The sequence below is a fragment of the Nonomuraea sp. NPDC059007 genome (genome assembly GCF_042740555.1).
GTDB lineage: Bacteria > Actinomycetota > Actinomycetes > Streptosporangiales > Streptosporangiaceae > Nonomuraea.
This window is the reverse complement of sequence record NZ_JBHYJD010000024.1, coordinates 145,899-162,726: the sequence shown is the minus strand read 5'-3', so window position 1 is coordinate 162,726 and position 16,828 is coordinate 145,899. Positions and strand designations below refer to the sequence as shown.

The following is a 16,828-nucleotide window of genomic DNA, read 5'->3' as shown; positions in this document are numbered from 1 at the left end:
GCCTCACCCGCACATCCCGATCTTGCCTCTCCAGGCTCAGCAGCGCGCTCAGCCCCTGGCGTAACGGGAGTGCCTACTCAGAAAGGTAGGGCGGCGTGAACAGGTGGGGCAGCGCGCTCGTCCGGTTCGGCGACTTCACCAGGCCGCAGGACCTGCTCGGGGCGATGGCGCTGGAAGCCGTCTACACCCCGGCGGAACGGGTCAGGTCGGGCGCCGGCCGGACGCTGCAGCACTGGGCAGGGCGGCTCGCGGGCAAGTACGCGGTCCTGCGGCTGCTGGACCTGCCGCCGACCGCCGAGCTCCTGGGCTCGGTCGAGGTACTGCCCCGGCCCACGCCCGTGTGCGAGCAGTCGGCGGCCTGCCTGGACGGGCATCCGCCGGCCGTACAGCTGAGCGGGGAGTTGACCGCGCGGGCGAGGTCGGGGGAGCGGATCCGCATCTCGCTCAGCCACACCGACGGCCACGCGCTCGCAGTCGCGGTCGCGGCCGCGCGGCTTCCGGAGGACGACTGAGATGGACGCGAGGAAGATCGCCGAGGAGCACCTGGACGCGTGGCGGCGCGAGGACGCGGCCATGGTGGCCGGTTGCGTCACCCGCTACGAGGACCCCGATTCCGGCGGACCGCTGAGCGGCGAGGAACTGGCCGCGCACGCCGCCGCCCTGATGGAGAGCTTCAAGGGACTGCGCTTCGAGGTCGGTCGGGTGACCGGCGACGAGGACGGCGTGACCGTCTCCTGGACGCTCACCGCCGACCACCGCGCCGCCTACCTGGGCATGCCAGCGACCGGCGGCGCCGCCCGCGTGTCCGGCACCGACCTGGTGACGGCCGACGGGGAGGTGCGGCGGATCTTCGACCGGCTGGCGCTGGCCGAGGCGCTCGGCTACTCGGCGCGGTTCGTGCCGGAGGCCGATGACGTGCGCGAGTTCGGGGTGAGCGCACGGGCGTCGAGCGGGCGTACCGACCGGCCCGGCGCCTTCTCCCTGACCTGGCTGGAGATCCGCGACGCCGCGGAGGCGGCCGACGTGGACCTGCTCAGCGTCGAGATCGTCAAGTCGCTGCGCGCCTCACGCGGGTTCCTCGGCGTGACCACCGTCGACGTCGGCAACCGCAAGTACACGCTGAGCGCCTTCGACCGGCCGGAATCGGTACGCGCCGTGCACGCCAGGCCGCACCAGCGGGCCATGCGCCGCTTCTTCAAGAGCGGTCTGTGCACCCGCGTCCACACGAGCATCTGGGTCCCCGCCAAGTCGCGGGAGTACGCACGCTGCCCGAGCTGCGAGTCGGTCGTACCGGTCGGCACCGGTACGGCCTGCGGCTGCGGATGGATCCCCGACGACGCCTCCCTGCTGTGAACCCCCCTCTGTGAACCCTTTCTGTGAACGGAGCCCCGATGACCGACTTCACGACCGAGCACCGGTTGGACGGCGGGTCCAGGCCGGCCGTCGTCTTCATGTCCGCGTTGTTCGCCGGCGGCTGGATCTGGGAGCACCCCTACCGCCGCCTGGAAGAGCAGGGCTGGCCGGTGCTCCGTACCCACGAGGCCATCTGCGCGCTGGACCGCCGGGTGGCGGGCTCGATCGAGCGGCTCGGCGACTCCTTCCTGGCGGCCTGTGACGAGGCGGGCGCCGGCGAGGTGATCGTCTGCGCCAACTCGCTCGGCGGGCTGGTCGCCATCGACCTGGCCGGACGCCACCCCGAGCGGGTACGCGGCATCGTGGTCAGCGGCGCCCCCGGCCTGACCCCCGACCCGGACGTCGGCCTCAGCTTCGACCGGCGCGGCAGCGTGCAGCCCTTCGGCCAGGAGTTCGGCGACCGTATGCTGGCAGCGCTCTTCCACGACCGCTCGCGGGCCTTCTCCGACGAGCGCAAGGACGAGGTCGGCGAGATGCTGCGCCGGCCCGAGTCGATGGTCAGCATGGCCCGCAGTCTCAAGGCCACCCGTACCTACCAGGTCAAGCCCGCCCTCGACCGGGTGGCCTGCCCGTCGATCTACATCTGGGGCCGCCACGACCGCATGACGCCGGTCGACCCGTGGCTGGACGTGCTGGCGGACTACCCGGTCGAGATCGTGGTCGTCGAGGACAGCGGCCACATCCCGATGATCGAGCGCGGCGACGAGTACACCGCGGCTCTGGAAGGCTTCGCCGGGCGCTGCGCGGGGGCGCTGGCATGAGCATGCCCGCCGTCCTCCTTGGGGTCGACATCGTCGCCGCCGACCGGCTCGCCACGGCCGCCCGGCGCGGCGGCGAGACGTTCGACCGCGTCATGGGCGGCGGCGGGCCGACCTTCTCGGTCAAGGAGAGCTTCATCAAGGCCGTGGGCGGGCGTCCGCCCGGTTTCAGCTGGCACGACTTCCAGGAGACCGGCGAGCGGCCGTCCGGCTGGGCCGGCCGCCTGCTCGACGAGGCCGCCGCGGAGCTGATCGCCTCCACCGGTCTCGACCTGCCCGGACGCGCGGTCTTCACCGTCGGCGGCGCCAGCGAGAAGGCCGCCCTCGTACGGCTCCCGCCCCACGCGGGCCGCGTCACCGGCGCCGCCCGCTGGGGCCACGGCTCCGGCCTGTTCGTCTCCCTCGCGATCGTTTACGTCCGTCGGAAGGGAACCCACTGATGCACGTGGTCAAGCCGGGCGAGTCCATCCAGCGCGCGCTCGACGAGTCGGGCCCCGGCGCCGAGATCCTCCTGGAGGAAGGCGTCTACGAGGAGACCGTCTGGATCAGGCACGACGACGTCACGCTGCGCGGCGCCGGTATGGGCAGGACGGTCCTGGTCCCGGGCGGCGACGTGCTGCCCGACATCCCCAAGCTGCACGACGCCGACGCGAGCGTGCTGAGCGGCATCAGCGCCAACGGCGTCGCCCGCGTGAAGATCTCCGGCCTGACCGTGCGCGGCTTCACCGGCGCGGGCGTCTACGCCCACACGGTCGCCGGCGTCGCGGTGCGCGAGGTGGAGGCCGCCGACAACGCCGTGTGGGGCGTCTACCTGCGCGAGTCGAGCGGGTGCGAGGTCGTGGCGTGCCGCGCCTACGGCACCCAGTACGGCGGCATCGCGCTGAGCTTCTGCCCGGACGCCGGCGGCGAGGTCACCGGCAACGAGGTCGTCCGCAACGCGTTCGGCATCTTCGTCGACAACTCCTCGCGCACGCGGGTGCTGCGCAACTCCTGCCACGAGAACGCGATCGGCATCATGCTCCTCAACCAGATCTACGAGGGCGAGCCCGAGGGCGGCGTCCGCGACTGCCTGGTGGCGGGCAACGAGCTGTTCGGCAACAACCTGGCGGCCGGCATCCAGCCCGACGGGCTCGGTGCGGCCGGGCCGCCGATCTCCGGCGTGGGCCTGGCGCTGATCGGCACCCACCGGGTGAGCGTGGTGGACAACCGCGTCCACGGCAACCACCCGAGCGGGGAGTCGGTCATGGGCGCCGCCTTCACCGTCGGCTCCTCCAAGGACTGGGGCGGCGACGACGCCCTGGACAACCACATCCTGTGGAACCGCGTCAGCGGCAACAGCCCGCTCGACTACCAGCTCGGCTGCGATCTCGACCGGCAGACCATCTGGGGCAACCGCGCCGACAAGGGCGAGCCCGTGGACGCTAAGGGGTGGAACCCGTGAGCGCGACCCTGTCCTGCCACGGCCTGAGCAAGCGATACGGCGACGTCGTCGCCGTACGGGACGTCGGCTTCTCCATCGCGCCCGGCCAGGCGTACGGGCTGCTCGGCCCCAACGGCGCGGGCAAGACCACGACCATCTCCATGCTGGTCGGCCTGCTGCGCCCCGACTCCGGGAGCGTCACGGTCGGCGGCGTCGACCTGGGCGCGGAGCCGCTGCGGGCCAAGGCCAAGATCGGCTACGTGCCACAGGAGATCGCCCTCTACCCCGAGCTGACCGGCCGGGAGAACCTGCGCTTCTTCGGCCGCCTGTTCGGCCTGCCGCGCAAGCGGCTGGCCGGGCGCGTGAACGAGGTGCTGGAACTGGTCGGCCTCACCGACCGCGCCGACGGCAAGCTCGACACCTACTCCGGCGGGATGAAGCGGCGCATCAACATCGGCGCCGCCCTCCTGCACCGCCCCGAGATCCTCATACTCGACGAGCCCACCGTCGGCGTCGACCCGCAGAGCCGCAAGGCCATCCTGGACGGCGTCGAGCACCTGGTCGCCGAGGGCATGGCGCTGCTCTACACCTCCCACTACATGGAGGAGGTCGAGCGGGTCTGCGACCGCGTGGCCATCATCGACCACGGCCAGATCGTCGCCGAAGGCACCCGGCAGGAGCTCGTGGCCATGGTCGGCAGCGCCGACAAGATCGAGCTGGTGCTCGACGGCGACGTGGACGCCGCGTTCGCGAAGCTCCGCACCGTCGAGGGCGTGCAGGAGGCGGCCAGGACCGGCGACAGCTCGGTGCGGCTGCTGGCCGAGGGCGGCAGGTACCTGCTTCCCGCGCTCATCACCGCGGTGGAGGGCTACGCCACCGTCACCGCCACCGAGGTCATCGAACCCGACCTGGAGGCGACCTTCCTCCACCTGACCGGCAGCACGCTCAGGGACTGAGGATGATGCGACCCCTGCTGACAGTGAGCGCCCTGGAGCTGCGTACGCGGCTGCGGGACGGCACCGCGCTGATCATCGCGGTCATCGTGCCGGTGGCGCTGGCCACGTTGTTCGGACTGGCGCTCGGCGGCGACGACCCGCCGCTGCGCGCGACCGTCGGCGTCGTGGACCTCGACGGCGGCCGGCTGCCCGCCGACGTGCGGCGCGAGATCGCGGCGGCGGAGCAGTTCAAGGGCGTGCTCACGCTGCGCGACCTGCCGAGCGAGCAGGCGGCGCGGCGGGCCGTGGATGACGGCGGCGTCGGCGCGGCGATCGTGTTCGGCCGCGACTTCAGCCGCACGGTCGGCGCGGGCGGCTCGGGACAGGTCTCCGTGCTCACCACGCCCGAGTCGCCGCTGGCCGGAGTGGTGGCAAGGTCGCTGGTGGAGCGGATCGCGGTGATGGTGGAGTCCCGGGCGCTGACGGAGCGGTTCGCCGCGGGCCCGGCGGAACCGCTCAGCGTGGTGAGCGACCCCCTCGCCGGCGGCAAGGTGGACCTTTCCGTCTACTACGGCGCCGGCATGGCCGCGCTGTTCGCCTTCTTCGTGGTGGGCGCCTCCTTCCGCAGCCTGCTCACCGAGCGCAAGCTGGGCACGCTCAACCGGATGCGCGCCGGGCCGCTGGCCCCCTGGGTGCCGGTCGCCGGCAAGGCGATCGTGGGCTTCGGGCTCGCTCTCTTCGGCGTCTGCGTGACCTGGGCCTCCTCGACACTGATCTTCGGCACCACCTGGGGCGACCCGGTGGCCGTCTTCGCGGTCCTGTGCGCGCACGTGCTGGCCGCCGCCGCGATCACCATGCTGGTCGCCAGCCGGGTCAAGACCGACGCGCAGGCCGACGGTGTGATCATGGCGGTCTCGTTCGTGGCCGCGTTCTTCGGCGGCAGCCTGGTGCCGATCCCCAACCTGCCCGACGCCCTGCGGGTCGTCGCCCTGTTCACGCCCAACGGCTGGACCTCGCACGCGCTGGTCGGCCTGGCCGGCTCCGGTGACGGGCTGGCCAGTGTGGCGCTGCCGATCGGCGTCCTGTGCGCGATCGCGCTGACCGCGGGCGGCCTGGCCGCCGTGGGACTCAAGAAGGGACTACTGGGATGAGGCCCCGTCCCGTGCTGGCGCTCGTGCTGGCCAACCTGCGCCGACACACCCGCGACAGGACCGGCCTGTTCTTCATGGCGGTCATGCCGTTCGTCTCGATCATCTTCGTCGGCATGGCGCTGGGCGGCGGCACCGTGGGCGAGCGGCTGCCCGTCGGCGTCGTCGCGCCCGGCGGCGACGCCGTAACCGCCGCGGTGCTGGCCGAGCTGCGCCGCCACCCCGACCTGGAGATCACGCCCGTGGCCGCCAAGTCCGAGCTGGAGTCGGGCGTGCGCGAGGGCTCGCTGGCCGCCGGTCTGGTGGTCACCCCCGGTTCGTCCCGCCTCGACCTCGTCGCGACCGAGAACAACGGCAGCGGCGTGGCCGCGCGCGCCGCCGTCGAGGTCGCCGTCGGCCGCGTCTCGGGTGTCCTCGCCGCCTCGGCCGCCGCCGAGCGCGCGGGCGCCACACCCCAAGAAGCCGCCCTCCTGGTACGGCAGGCGCAGTCGCAGACCGGCCGCGTCACCGTCGTCGACACCGAGTCGCCCGGCGGCGAACCCCGCGGCTTCGCCTACACCGCCCCCGCCAACCTGCTCCTGTTCACGTTCATCAACTCCATGGCCGTGGCCGCCGCCATGGTCGAGAGCCGCCGCCTCGGCATGCTCCAGCGGGCGCTGACCGCCCCGGTGCGGCGCGGAGCCGTACTCATGGGCGAGGCGCTGAGCCGCTTCGCGGTCGCGATCGCGCAGGCCGTGCTCATCGTGGTGGTCAGCTCGCTGGCCTTCGGCGTGCGGTGGGGCGACCCGCTGGGCGTGGCCGCGGTCGTGGGCGTGTTCGCGCTGGTGGCGACGGCGGCGGCGATCCTGGTCGGCACACTGCTGAACAACCCCGACCAGGCCCCGGCCATCGGCCCGTCGCTCGGTGTCGTGCTCGGCATGCTGGGCGGCTGCCTGTGGCCGCGCGAGGCGGCGGGCGAGACGCTCAACACGATCGGCCACGTCTTCCCGCACGCGTGGGGCATGGACGCGCTGCTCGCGCTGTCGCGGCCGGGCACCGGCCTGCTCGCGGTGCTCCCCGAACTGGCGGTGCTGGCCGCGATGGCCGCGCTGCTGCTGGGCGCCGCGCTCATTCTCTTCAGCCGGCGGACGAGAGCGGGGACCTGATCGCCATGCGCATCCTCGTCACCGGCGCGGCCGGCTTCATCGGATCCGCGTACGTCAGGCACCTGCTCGGCCGTCCGGCCGGGCGGGTCACCGTGCTGGACAAGCTCACCTACGCCGGTGACCCGGCCAACGTGCCGGCCGGCCCGAGGGTGCGCTTCGTCAAGGGCGACGTGTGCGACACCGGGCTGCTGGCCGAGCTGGTCCCGGGCCACGACATGGTGGTGAACTTCGCCGCCGAGACCCACGTGGACCGCTCGATCGCGGGCGCGGCGGAGTTCGTCAGGACCAACGTGGCAGGCACCGACGCGTTGCTGCGGGCCGCACTGGACGCCGGGGTAGGCCGATTTATCCAGATATCTACGGACGAGGTGTACGGCTCCATCGACACCGGCTCCTGGGACGAGACCTGCCCCCTGAAGCCCAACTCGCCCTACGCCGCCGCCAAGGCCGCCGCCGACCTCATAGCCCTGGCCTACCACCGCACCCACGGCCTGGACGTACGCATCACCCGCTGCGGCAACAACTACGGCCCACGCCAGTACCCCGAAAAGCTCATCCCGCTCTTCGTCACCAACCTCCTGGCCGGCAAGAAGGTCCCCCTGTACGGCGACGGCCGCAACGTACGCGACTGGGTCCACGTGGACGACCACTGCAGAGGCATCCTCCTCGTCGCAGAGAACGGCGCGCCCGGCGAGGTCTACAACATCGGCGGCGGCACCGAGCTGACCAACCGCGAGCTCACCCACCTGCTCCTGCGGGCCTGCGGCGCGGGCCCCGACATGATCGACCACGTCGCCGACCGGCCCGGCCACGACCGGCGCTACTCGCTCGACGACTCCAAGATCCGCGGTCTGGGCTACCGGCCCGAGGTGCCCTTCGCCGAAGGGCTGGCCGCGACCGTCCAGTGGTACCGAGCGAAAGGCGGACCACGATGAAGGGGATTCTCCTCGCCGGCGGGCGCGGCACGAGGCTGCTGCCGACCACGCTGGCCGTCTCCAAACAACTCCTGCCGGTCAACGACAAGCCGCTCGTCTACTTCCCGCTGTCGGTGCTCATGCTGGCCGGCATCCGGGAGATCCTGGTCATCTCCACTCCGGAGGACCTGCCGCAGATCCGCCGGCTGCTGGGCGACGGCTCCCAGTTCGGCCTGCGGCTCGACTACACCGAACAGCCCGAGCCCAACGGCATCGCCGAGGCGTTCGTGCTCGGCGCCGAGCACATCGGCGACGACAGCGTGGCCCTGATCCTGGGCGACAACGTCTTCCACGGCTACGACTTCCAGGGCGTGCTGCGCCAGGAGTGCCGCGACGTGGACGGCTGCGTGCTGTTCGGCTACCCGGTCAGCGACCCCCAGCGGTACGGCATCGCCGAGACCGCCCCCGACGGCCGCCTGCTCTCCCTGGAGGAGAAGCCGGCCGTACCCAAGTCCAATCGCGCGGTCGTGGGCCTGTACCTCTACGACAACGACGTCGTCGACATCGCCAAGAACCTCGCCCCGTCCGCGCGCGGCGAGCTGGAGATCACCGACGTCAACCGCGACTACCTGCGGCGCGGCAAGGCCACGCTGGTCGACCTCGGCCGCGGCTTCGCCTGGCTGGACGCCGGGACACCCGAGTCCCTGCTCCAGGCCGGGCAGTACGTGCAGCTTCTGGAACAGCGCCAGGGCGTGCGGATCGCCTGTCTCGAGGAGATCGCCCTGCGCATGGGATACATCGACGCCGAGGCCTGCCACCGGCTCGGCGTCGCACTGGAGAAGTCCGCGTACGGCCAGTACGTGATCTCGGTGGCCGAGCAGTTCGCAGAACAGGGGAGGTAGATCATGACGACGAGTGCGTTCTTCACGGGACGGGCGCCGGTCGAGGGGGACCACGTGTCGGCGGTATACCGATATGCGGCGCGAAAGGGGGCGATAGAGGCCGTCGAGGTGGCCGCGGCTGACCTGGGCATCGGCATCCATGAGATGCGGGAGGCGGTGGACCAGCTCGTCGGCAGCCGCCTGCTGCGACCCGGCGACGGGCGCGGGCAGCGGTTCCTGCCCGTCGACCCCGAGGTGGCCGCCGCCTCTCTCGTGTCCTACGTGGAGCGGGAGATCTACCAGCGGCGGGAGCTGATCGACCAGATCAGGGAGCGGATCGACGTCTTCCGCCAGGACTACGCCGGCGACGGCGCCACGCCCGGCGGCTCGATCGACTACCTGGTGGGCAGCATGGAGGTGCGCGGCTTCCTGAAGATGGCCGGTGACGCCTGCCGCGACGAGGTCCTGGTGCTGCAGTCCAGCGGGATCGACGGGGACGAGCTCGCCCAGACGTACCTGACGCTGCTCGGGCGCGGCATCTCCGTCCGGATCATCTGCCAGCACCGCAACCGGGCCGACCTCGCCACCCGGATGAAGATGAAGCGGCTGACCGAGGCGGGGGCCACGGTCTACACCGTCAGCCACATCCCGCGCTCGGCGATCGTCTTCGACCGTTCGCTCGTCGTGCTCTTCGGCGTGGCCGACGGCGAGGCGAACGTGGCGCGGGTGCACAACCAGGGGGTGGCCCAGTTCTTCCTGGACCTGTTCAACCACCTCTGGGAGACGGCCACGCCGCTGGAGGGCATCGAGGCCGGGTACGCCGACGTCGCCGACGACCTGCAGCAGTCCATCGCCGCCCTGATGGCCAAGGGGTACACCGATGAGGTGGTGGCCCGCAAGCTCGGCATGTCCGTGCGCAGTTGCCGCCGGCACATCGCCACGCTCATGCGGGACCTGGACGCCACCAGCCGCTTCCAGGCCGGCGTCCAGGCCGCCCGCAAGTTCCTCCCCAACGGCCACTGACCCACCTCCTTTCCGGCCCGACGACCCTCACCGGCCGTCGGGCCCTTCCCATTCCGGCACCCCTGGCACCTCCGGGCCGTCCCTTCCGGGTCGCAACCCCAAGACCCGCATTTGCCGCGCGTGCCGCCCCGCCGGGTTGCCCTCGCCGGGTGCTCCCCGTTGGGTTGTCCCTTGGGGGTGCAACCCCCAAGCCCGCACTCCTGCGCGTGCCGCACTCCCGGGGTGCCGCCCTCCGGGTCGTCCCTTCGGGGTGCCGTCCCTTCGGGGTGCCGTCCCTTCGGATCGTCCCTTCGGGACGTAGCCCCGAGGCCTGCGCCTCTGCTTGTGCCGCCCTCCGGAGGGTTGCCCCTTTTAGGGGGTGTTGTCCTCCGGGGGTGTTGCCTTTCGGGTGTTTCCTGGTGGGGGTCAGCGGTAGTGGGTGGAGGCGCCGGTGACGACCTCGGCGAGGCCTCTGGCGCGTTCGCAGACGAGTTCCAACCCCGTGACCAGGTCCTCCTCGGAAAGCTGGGGAGAAAGGCAGATACGGACAGAGCTGTTGGCGTCGTCGGCCGTGACGCCGATCGCGGTGAGGACGTAGGACGGCTCCTGCGAGTCGGAGTTGCACGCCGACCCGGTCGACAACGCCACCCGGTGCAACCCGGCCACCAGGCTCTCGCCCCGCACCCCCGGCAGCACCACGTTCAGCACGTGGGGCACCGAGATGTTGGGGTCGCCGTTGAAGCGGAATCCCGGCACCCGGTCCGACAGCACCTTCAGCGCCACCTCACGAAGACGCGTGATGGCCGACCAGTTGTCGTTCAGGCGCCGCTGGGCCAGCCGGCAGGCCGCGCCCAGGCCGACGACCAGATGGGTGGGGATGGTGCCGCTGCGGAGTTCGTGCTGGCCGCCGCCGTACATGACGGGGCGCAGTCTGCGGCGGACCTCGCGGCGCGCGTACAGCGCGCCCACACCCTTCGGGCCATGCACCTTGTGGGCGGACAGCGACAGGGTGTCGATGCCCTCCGCGTTCACGTCGATCGGGATACGGCCGGCCGCCTGCGCGCCGTCCACGTGCAGCAGCGCGCCGGCCTCGTGGCAGAGTGCGGCCATCTGGGCGATCGGCTGGATGGTGCCGATCTCGCTGTTGACCCAGGCCGCGGTGGCCACCCGGGTGTGGGCGTCGAGCTTGGCGCGCAGGTCGGCCAGGTCGGCCTGGCCGTCCTCGCGCACCGCCATCGTCCTGGTCTCCACGCCGCGGGCGGCCAGTGCGCCGCCGATCGACAGCGAGGACTTGTGGTCGGTCGGGCAGAAGACCGCGTTGACCGGCGCCCGGTCGTCGTGCTCGAACAGGCCGAGCAGGGCGACGTTGTTGCTCTCCGTCGCGCCCGAGGTGAAGACGATCGTGCTCGGGTCGGCGCCGAGCAGCTCGCCCACCGACGCGGCGGCCAGGTCGACCGCGCGGCGGGCGCGCTTGCCCAGGACGTGCGGGGAAGACGGGTTGCCGAAGTCCTCGCGCAGGTAGGGCAGCATCGCGTCGAGGACTTCCTCGTCCACGCGCGTGGTGGCGCAGTTGTCCAGGTAGATGATGTTCACGGAATCAGCTCCTGATGGTGCACACCGTGACGAGTCCACCGAAGATCTCGTCGGCCGACATTTCCCCGCTGCCGCCCGGGTCGGTGATGATGACGGTCATGCCGGGCAGGCCGTACAGGCTGAGGGCGATGTCGACGCCGGTCTCGACCGGGTTCAGGCACTCGCCGGGGGCGTAGACGAGCAGCGTGCGGTAGCCGGCGTTGTAGACCTCGGCCACCATCTCGGTCATCTCGCCGGCGCAGCCGGTGATGCCGCAGCTCATCAGCGTGCGGTAGTTGCCGTTGTCGTCGAGGAAGGAGACCTCGGGCTTGCTCTCGCCCGACTCCAGGTAGCGCTTCTCCAGGCGGCCCTGCTTGACGAGCTTGGCGGCGGTCTTCTGGAAGCGGTACTTCAGCCAGGTCTCGGGGAAGGCCAGCGGGTGCTTCCTGCTGGGCAGCATGCTGTCGGGGGACAGGCCGGCACTGCGCAGCTCCTTCTCGTAGGAGGAGGGGAGCTGGTTGAATCCCTCGTAGTACTCGGCGCGCAACTCACTGGCCGGCCGGCCGTTCTGGGGGACGTACTGCCAGTCGTTGATGAGCAGCAACAGGCGGGCCTCGGGGTGGTCGCGCAACAGGTCCACCGACATCCGCCAGGTGTAGCCGGGGAAGATGCCGACACGGCCGGCGATGCGGCGCCTCATCACCTCGGAGTCCTGCTCCTCGATGATGCCCGAGACCAGGTTGCCCTCCTCGTTCTCGAAGAGCATGAAGTGGCCACCCATGATGACCAGGTCGGAGCCGGTGCCGGTGCCGGCCAGCTCGCGGTTGACGACGTCGCGGAGCTCCTGCTCGGACGCCACCAGCTCGTGGTGCTTGGAAACGCTCATGATGTGACCACTCCGAGTCTGTTCCGATCTTGCGTGGAAAGGGGGACGAGCCGTCGGGCCAGCGCCCGGAGCGGCGTGGGGCCGGCGAGCCGGCAGACGTCGAGTCCGGTCCAGCCCTGGGCGTCCAGTTCTGCCAGCACGCGCGGGATCCGCAGGGCGCGGCCGCCGGCGAGCGTGTAGCTGCGCGTGAGGTCCGTCTTCGGCAGGCCGTTCACCTGCCGGACGATCTCCGCGAGATCCTGCTCGGCCGCCGGGTCGGCGTCCGAGGTCGCGAGGTACGGCCGCGCGCCCCCACACGCCGGCGTTTCACTTTCCGGAGGGGTGAAGCCCGTGAGCCGGGCCGCTTCCGAGAGCCGGAGGCCGTCGTCGCGGGCGGCCAGCAGCACGGCCTCGAAGCCGCGCAGGAACCGCTCCACCGCGTCGCCGTCCATGACCGTGGAGGCCGCGTGCAGCGAGACCGCCACCGCGTCCTTCCACTCGTCCACCCGCACGTAGGTGTCGGTGCCGGTGTGCGCCCACGCCTCGGGCACCGGGTTCGAGGTGAACGCGGTCCGCGTGCCCTTGTACTCGCGGGAGGCCTGCTTGATGAAGTTGAACTCCGAGGCCAGCCGTACCGGATGGGCGCGGCGCGAGCTCTCGCGGGACAGCAGCTCGACCACCTCGTCATAGGGCAGGTACGCGTGCTCGCGGGCGAGCGTGAACGCGGCGGAGACGCGCGCCAGCAGCTCGCCGAACGTGGGGTCGCCCGAGCAGTCCACCCGCACGAGCGTCGGCGAGAACATGCAGGTGAGCACGTCGCCGAAGGGGTGGGAGTCGCGGTTGCCGACGAACGACAGGTGCCCGACGGTGTCGCTGCCGGTGTAGGCGGCCATGGTCGCGGTGTAGGCGGTCAGGTGGATGAGGGACGGCCACACCCGGTGCGCGGCGGCCAGTTCGCGGGAGGCGGGCAGGAGGGCGGGGGAGATGAGCGTCGCGTGGCGGGCCGGCGGGCCCTCCGGGCGGGTGCGCCGGGCGGCGAACAGGTCGTAGGGAAGCTGGGCGATCTCGTTCTCCCAGTGGGCGACCGCGCCGGCGGCGGTGACGGCCGCCTCCGCCGAAGCCTCGTAGCGCGCCAGGTCGACCGGCTGGTGCCGGACCGGCTGGATCGCGGCGGGGCGGCGGGTGGCGAAGCCGGCGCGCTGCATGCGCAGCTCGCGCTTGAGCTCGCCGATCGTCCAGACGTCGACGGCCAGGTGGTTGAGCACCACGACCATCTGCTTGGGCACGCCGCCGCTGGTGATCACGCAGGCGCGGATCGGCCACTCCGACTCCAGGTCGAAGGGGCGGCTCGACAGGTCCTCGACCACCTCGGCGGGCGACGGGGTGCCGTCCCGTTCGGTGCTCACCTCGACCGCCCGGACCGGTCCAGGGGGGTTGACCTTCTGATAGGGGTCGCCGTCGCCGTCGAGGTGGAAGGTCGTGCGCAGCGCCTCGTGCCGGCGGGCCAGGTACGTGAGCGTGGCCCGGCAGTTGGCCAGCGTGATGCCCTCGTGCACGCCCAGCCTGAGCACGACGTGCGTCTCGTGGCGGTGAGCAGGGGGTAGCTGGTGGAATCGCAGCCACATGTAGCGCTGACCCCAGCACAGCTTCGCAGTCTTCACGCTTTCAGAATTAGGTTTCTCTGGGGTTACCACAATGGGTGCGCGGTGGCCGCTAGGGGATAGCGAGAAGCTGCCACTAGCGGTCCCCCTTATGAATAGGGGACGGTTAGTGGTAGGCAGATTTATTGCGAGGTGGCATATGTTGGAAATACCTGCTGACTTTCAGCGTCTCCTGCGTCCGCACCTGCCGTACGCCGATTCTGGCGCGTTCTCGGCCCGCGACGAGCTGGCCGGGCTCGGGCTCGACTCGATGGGCGTGGTGCAGCTGCTCGTCGACATCGAGAACGGCTACGCGGTCGCGCTGCCGGACGACATCCTGGACGAGGAGACGTTCGCCACGGTCGGCTCGCTATGGGAGGCGCTGGCCGTACATATCGGCTAGGGCGCGCCGGTCGACCTTCCCGTTGCCGTTCAGCGGCAGCTCGTCGAGCACGGTCACCGCGCGCGGCACCATGTAGCGCGGCAGGACCTGCGCGACGCCCCTGAGCAGGGTGGCGGTGTCGACGCCCGCGCCCGTGCAGGCGGCCTCCAGGACCAGCTCGCCGTCGGCGCCGGGCAGGGCCAGCACGACGGCCTCGCTCACGCCCGGCTGCCGGCGCAGCGCCGCCTCGATCTCGCCGAGCTCCACGCGGTGTCCCGCGATCTTGACCTGCTGGTCCAGCCGCCCGTGGTGCACCAGCAGCCCGTCCTCCCAGGCCACCCGGTCGCCCGTGCGGTACCACTCGCCGGCGAAGCGGCCTTCGTCGTCGGCCGGGTCGAGGTAGCCGGGGAAGCGCTGCACGCCCTTCAGGCACAGCTCGCCGTCCACGACCGTGTGCTCCACGTGCGGGTACGGCACGCCGATCGGCACCGTCCCGTTGGCCGGCTCCGGCCAGTCGGCCCGCTCGGCGGGCAGGCGGTACTGGGTGCAGCTGATGGTCAGCTCGGTGGGCCCGTACAGGTTCTCCAGGACGCTGAACGGCGCGGCCGCCCGCCACGCGTCGGCCTGCTGCAGCGTCAGCGGCTCCCCGCAGAACAGGCTCCAGCGCAGCGACGGCATCGCGTCGGTCCCCAGCCGGCGCAGCCGCGCCGCCACCGAGACCACCGACGGCACCGAGAACCAGTGCGTCAGTTCGTGCCTGGTCACGAACGTCACCGGCTTGAGCAGGTCGTACTTGAGCGGCACGACCAGCGTCGCCCCGCTGCCCCACGTGGCGAACATGTCGAAGACCGACAGGTCGAAGGTCAGGTCGAAGGTCTGCGACACGCGGCAGCCGGGCCCCAGCTCGTAGCGCGGGATCACGTACGACAGGTAGGCGTCCAGGCTGCTGTGGCGCAGCGGCACGCCCTTGGGCACGCCGGTGGAGCCTGAGGTGAACAGGATGTAGGCGAGGCCGTCCGGATCCTGGGCGCCCGCGGGCGCGGCCCGTTCGGCGGGCGCGGGCGTGGCGAGCACGAGGCCGGCGGAGCGCGCGATGGTCTCGTTGCGTGCCCGCGGCGCGGCCGGGTTCAGCGGCACGACCGTGCGCCCGAGCCGCTGGATCGCCAGGTAACCGGCATAGGCGAGCACCGTGCGGTCGGCGCGCAGCCCGACCCGGGGGGCGTCGCCGCGGATGCCGGCGGCGATCCGCCCGGCCAGCTCGTCGAGCTCGGCGTAGGTGAGCCGGTCGCCGGCCACCTCCAGCGCCACGGCGTCACCGTGGCGGGCGACGCTGTCGGCGAACCACTGGTACAGGGTCCGTGCCACGGCATAACTCCCGGAAGTGGCTTAGCGCGGCGGGCCGTCGGCCTCGCGCGGGAACAGGGACGGGTCGAGCTCCTTGCCGCTCCACAGCTCCTTGAGCCCGGTCTCCGGCTCGCTCGCGGCCAGCCGGACCCCGTGGCCCACGCCGCGCAGGATGTCGAGCATGCCGTCGGCGGGGACGACGTCCGGGTCGGCGAGCATGAGCAGCGAAGTTCTGCCGCGCTGCACCTGTACGCGGACGCGGAACGGCTGGCCGTACTGCTGGGCCAGCGGCGTCCACACCAGCTCGGCGGGGCTGTCGTCGGCCGGGTCGGCGATCCTGTCGTCGATCTGCAGGTAGTTGAACCAGCAGCGCAGCAGGTGGTTGAACCAGCAGCCGTGCTCGGGCCGGCCGTACTCGGCGGCCACCTCGGCCATGCGGTCGATGTCGTAGCTGCCGTGCCGGTAGGCCTTGGTTGCGGCCCAGTGCAGGCCGCGTACGTGCTCGGCGAGGGTGGCGCCCTGGTCGACGGGCAGGACGACCGGGACGAGCTGGTTGAGCGTGCCGACCGCGCGCTGGTTGCCGGCGGAGAACCGGTTGGACGCCATCAGGCTCATCGTGACCCGGTCGGCGCCGGTCTGCCGGGCGACGCCCGCCGCGACCAGCGCCATCACGACGGCGGGCGCGGTGACGCCGAGGCGCTTGGCGGCCGCGTGGGCCAGCCCGCCGATGCGCCGCGAGTGGAGCGTCGCCTCCAGGCGGTTGCGGTAGGCCCGCGAGGGCAGCGTGGGCAGCTCGTCCATGAGCCCGTCCTCCAGCACGCCGCGCCAGTGGCGCTCTGCGCCCGTCCGGCGGGCCGCCCATTCCTGCCCGCGCTGGCTCAGCGCCAGCGTGCGCGGGATCGGGCCCGGCTCGGCGGTGGCGCCCGGGTCCTCGATCAGCGCGCGGAACTGCGTCCGCAGGTGCTGCACCGACCAGGCGTCGAGGATCAGGTGGGAGATCGACAGCGCGAGGAACTTCGGCTCGCCCTTCACGCTGACCAGCAGGCCGCGCCAGTTGAGGTTCCCCTCCATGGGGAAGGGCCGCCCGATCAGCTCGGCCGCGGTGCGCTCCGCCTCCTGCTGGTCGCCGCCGTCGCGCTCGACGAACTCGATCGGCAGCGCCACCGTCTCGTGCACTCTCTGGTACGGCACGCCGTCGCGCACGTGGTAGGTGGTGCGCAGCGCCTCGTGCCGTTGGACCAGGGCGCGCAGCGCGCACGTCACCCGGTCGAGTGTCAGCCCGCGCAGGTCCCACATCGCCGGCAGGTTCGCCTCGTGGATCCAGTCGTGCGGGTGCCGCTCGATATCGCGCCAGCTGAACAACTGGCCGAAACTGAGTGCAGCTTCTACGGGCATGTTGCCATTCATTG

The 16,828-nt window shown here is 71.7% G+C and carries 17 protein-coding genes; 12 read left to right on the top strand and 5 right to left on the bottom strand.

Annotated elements, in window-relative coordinates; all coding sequences use genetic code 11:
• The first annotated feature begins 95 nt into the window (after positions 1-95).
• Genes ACFWY5_RS33920 through ACFWY5_RS33870 form a run of 11 tightly spaced genes read left to right on the top strand, consistent with a single transcriptional unit; the run spans position 96 to position 9,637 of the window.
• Positions 96-512, top strand: a complete 417-nt coding sequence (locus ACFWY5_RS33920) for a phosphopantetheinyl transferase (protein WP_379611848.1) — start codon at positions 96-98, stop codon at positions 510-512.
• A 1-nt stretch (position 513) separates the two neighbouring features.
• Positions 514-1,353, top strand: coding sequence for a nuclear transport factor 2 family protein (locus ACFWY5_RS33915; protein ID WP_379636735.1), 840 nt, complete (start codon positions 514-516; stop codon positions 1,351-1,353).
• 38 nt (positions 1,354-1,391) lie between these two features.
• A complete protein-coding gene (locus ACFWY5_RS33910) occupies positions 1,392-2,174 on the top strand; it encodes an alpha/beta fold hydrolase (RefSeq protein WP_379611846.1) in 783 nt (260 codons plus the stop codon).
• A complete protein-coding gene (locus tag ACFWY5_RS33905) occupies positions 2,171-2,611 on the top strand; it encodes a hypothetical protein (RefSeq protein WP_379636733.1) in 441 nt (146 codons plus the stop codon). Before ACFWY5_RS33910 ends, ACFWY5_RS33905 begins: the two co-directional genes overlap by 4 nt.
• Positions 2,611-3,612 (top strand): nitrous oxide reductase family maturation protein NosD, encoded by a 1,002-nt coding sequence (locus tag ACFWY5_RS33900; protein WP_379636731.1) that lies wholly within the window; start codon positions 2,611-2,613, stop codon positions 3,610-3,612. The genes ACFWY5_RS33905 and ACFWY5_RS33900 overlap by 1 nt, the downstream gene beginning before the upstream one ends.
• Positions 3,609-4,547: an ABC transporter ATP-binding protein gene (locus ACFWY5_RS33895; RefSeq protein WP_379636729.1), complete on the top strand. Its 939-nt coding sequence runs from the start codon at positions 3,609-3,611 to the stop codon at positions 4,545-4,547. The genes ACFWY5_RS33900 and ACFWY5_RS33895 overlap by 4 nt, the downstream gene beginning before the upstream one ends.
• Before the next feature lie 2 nt (positions 4,548-4,549).
• Positions 4,550-5,677, top strand: coding sequence for an ABC transporter permease (locus ACFWY5_RS33890; protein ID WP_379636727.1), 1,128 nt, complete (start codon positions 4,550-4,552; stop codon positions 5,675-5,677).
• Positions 5,674-6,819, top strand: a complete 1,146-nt coding sequence (locus ACFWY5_RS33885) for an ABC transporter permease (RefSeq protein ID WP_379636725.1) — start codon at positions 5,674-5,676, stop codon at positions 6,817-6,819. Before ACFWY5_RS33890 ends, ACFWY5_RS33885 begins: the two co-directional genes overlap by 4 nt.
• A 5-nt stretch (positions 6,820-6,824) precedes the next feature.
• On the top strand, positions 6,825-7,754 hold the full coding sequence (rfbB, locus tag ACFWY5_RS33880; RefSeq protein WP_379636723.1) for a dTDP-glucose 4,6-dehydratase: 930 nt from the start codon (positions 6,825-6,827) through the stop codon (positions 7,752-7,754).
• Positions 7,751-8,635, top strand: coding sequence for a glucose-1-phosphate thymidylyltransferase RfbA (gene rfbA, locus ACFWY5_RS33875; protein ID WP_379636721.1), 885 nt, complete (start codon positions 7,751-7,753; stop codon positions 8,633-8,635). The genes rfbB and rfbA overlap by 4 nt, the downstream gene beginning before the upstream one ends.
• Before the next feature lie 3 nt (positions 8,636-8,638).
• Entirely contained in the window at positions 8,639-9,637 is a 999-nt protein-coding gene (locus ACFWY5_RS33870) for a hypothetical protein (RefSeq protein ID WP_379611835.1), read from the top strand.
• 405 nt (positions 9,638-10,042) lie between these two features.
• Here the strand turns inward: ACFWY5_RS33870 and ACFWY5_RS33865 are convergent, their stop codons facing one another.
• From ACFWY5_RS33865 to ACFWY5_RS33855, 3 genes are read right to left on the bottom strand one after another with little or no spacing between them, the layout of a single operon-like run.
• On the bottom strand, positions 10,043-11,209 hold the full coding sequence (locus tag ACFWY5_RS33865) for a cysteine desulfurase family protein (protein WP_379611834.1): 1,167 nt from the start codon (positions 11,207-11,209) through the stop codon (positions 10,043-10,045).
• 4 nt (positions 11,210-11,213) lie between these two features.
• Positions 11,214-12,074: an LPD16 domain-containing protein gene (locus tag ACFWY5_RS33860; RefSeq protein WP_379611833.1), complete on the bottom strand. Its 861-nt coding sequence runs from the start codon at positions 12,072-12,074 to the stop codon at positions 11,214-11,216.
• Positions 12,071-13,714: a condensation domain-containing protein gene (locus ACFWY5_RS33855; RefSeq protein WP_379636719.1), complete on the bottom strand. Its 1,644-nt coding sequence runs from the start codon at positions 13,712-13,714 to the stop codon at positions 12,071-12,073. Before ACFWY5_RS33855 ends, ACFWY5_RS33860 begins: the two co-directional genes overlap by 4 nt.
• Before the next feature lie 139 nt (positions 13,715-13,853).
• On the opposite strand from ACFWY5_RS33855, the gene ACFWY5_RS33850 reads away from it, so the two are divergent.
• The gene (locus tag ACFWY5_RS33850; RefSeq protein ID WP_184971190.1) at positions 13,854-14,096 is read left to right on the top strand and encodes a phosphopantetheine-binding protein; all 243 of its coding nucleotides are present in this window, start codon (positions 13,854-13,856) and stop codon (positions 14,094-14,096) included.
• Here the strand turns inward: ACFWY5_RS33850 and ACFWY5_RS33845 are convergent.
• Entirely contained in the window at positions 14,064-15,440 is a 1,377-nt protein-coding gene (locus tag ACFWY5_RS33845) for an AMP-binding protein (RefSeq protein ID WP_379636717.1), read from the bottom strand. The genes ACFWY5_RS33850 and ACFWY5_RS33845 overlap by 33 nt on opposite strands.
• A 21-nt stretch (positions 15,441-15,461) precedes the next feature.
• Positions 15,462-16,814, bottom strand: coding sequence for a condensation domain-containing protein (locus ACFWY5_RS33840; protein ID WP_379636715.1), 1,353 nt, complete (start codon positions 16,812-16,814; stop codon positions 15,462-15,464).
• Between the last annotated feature and the right edge of the window lie 14 nt (positions 16,815-16,828).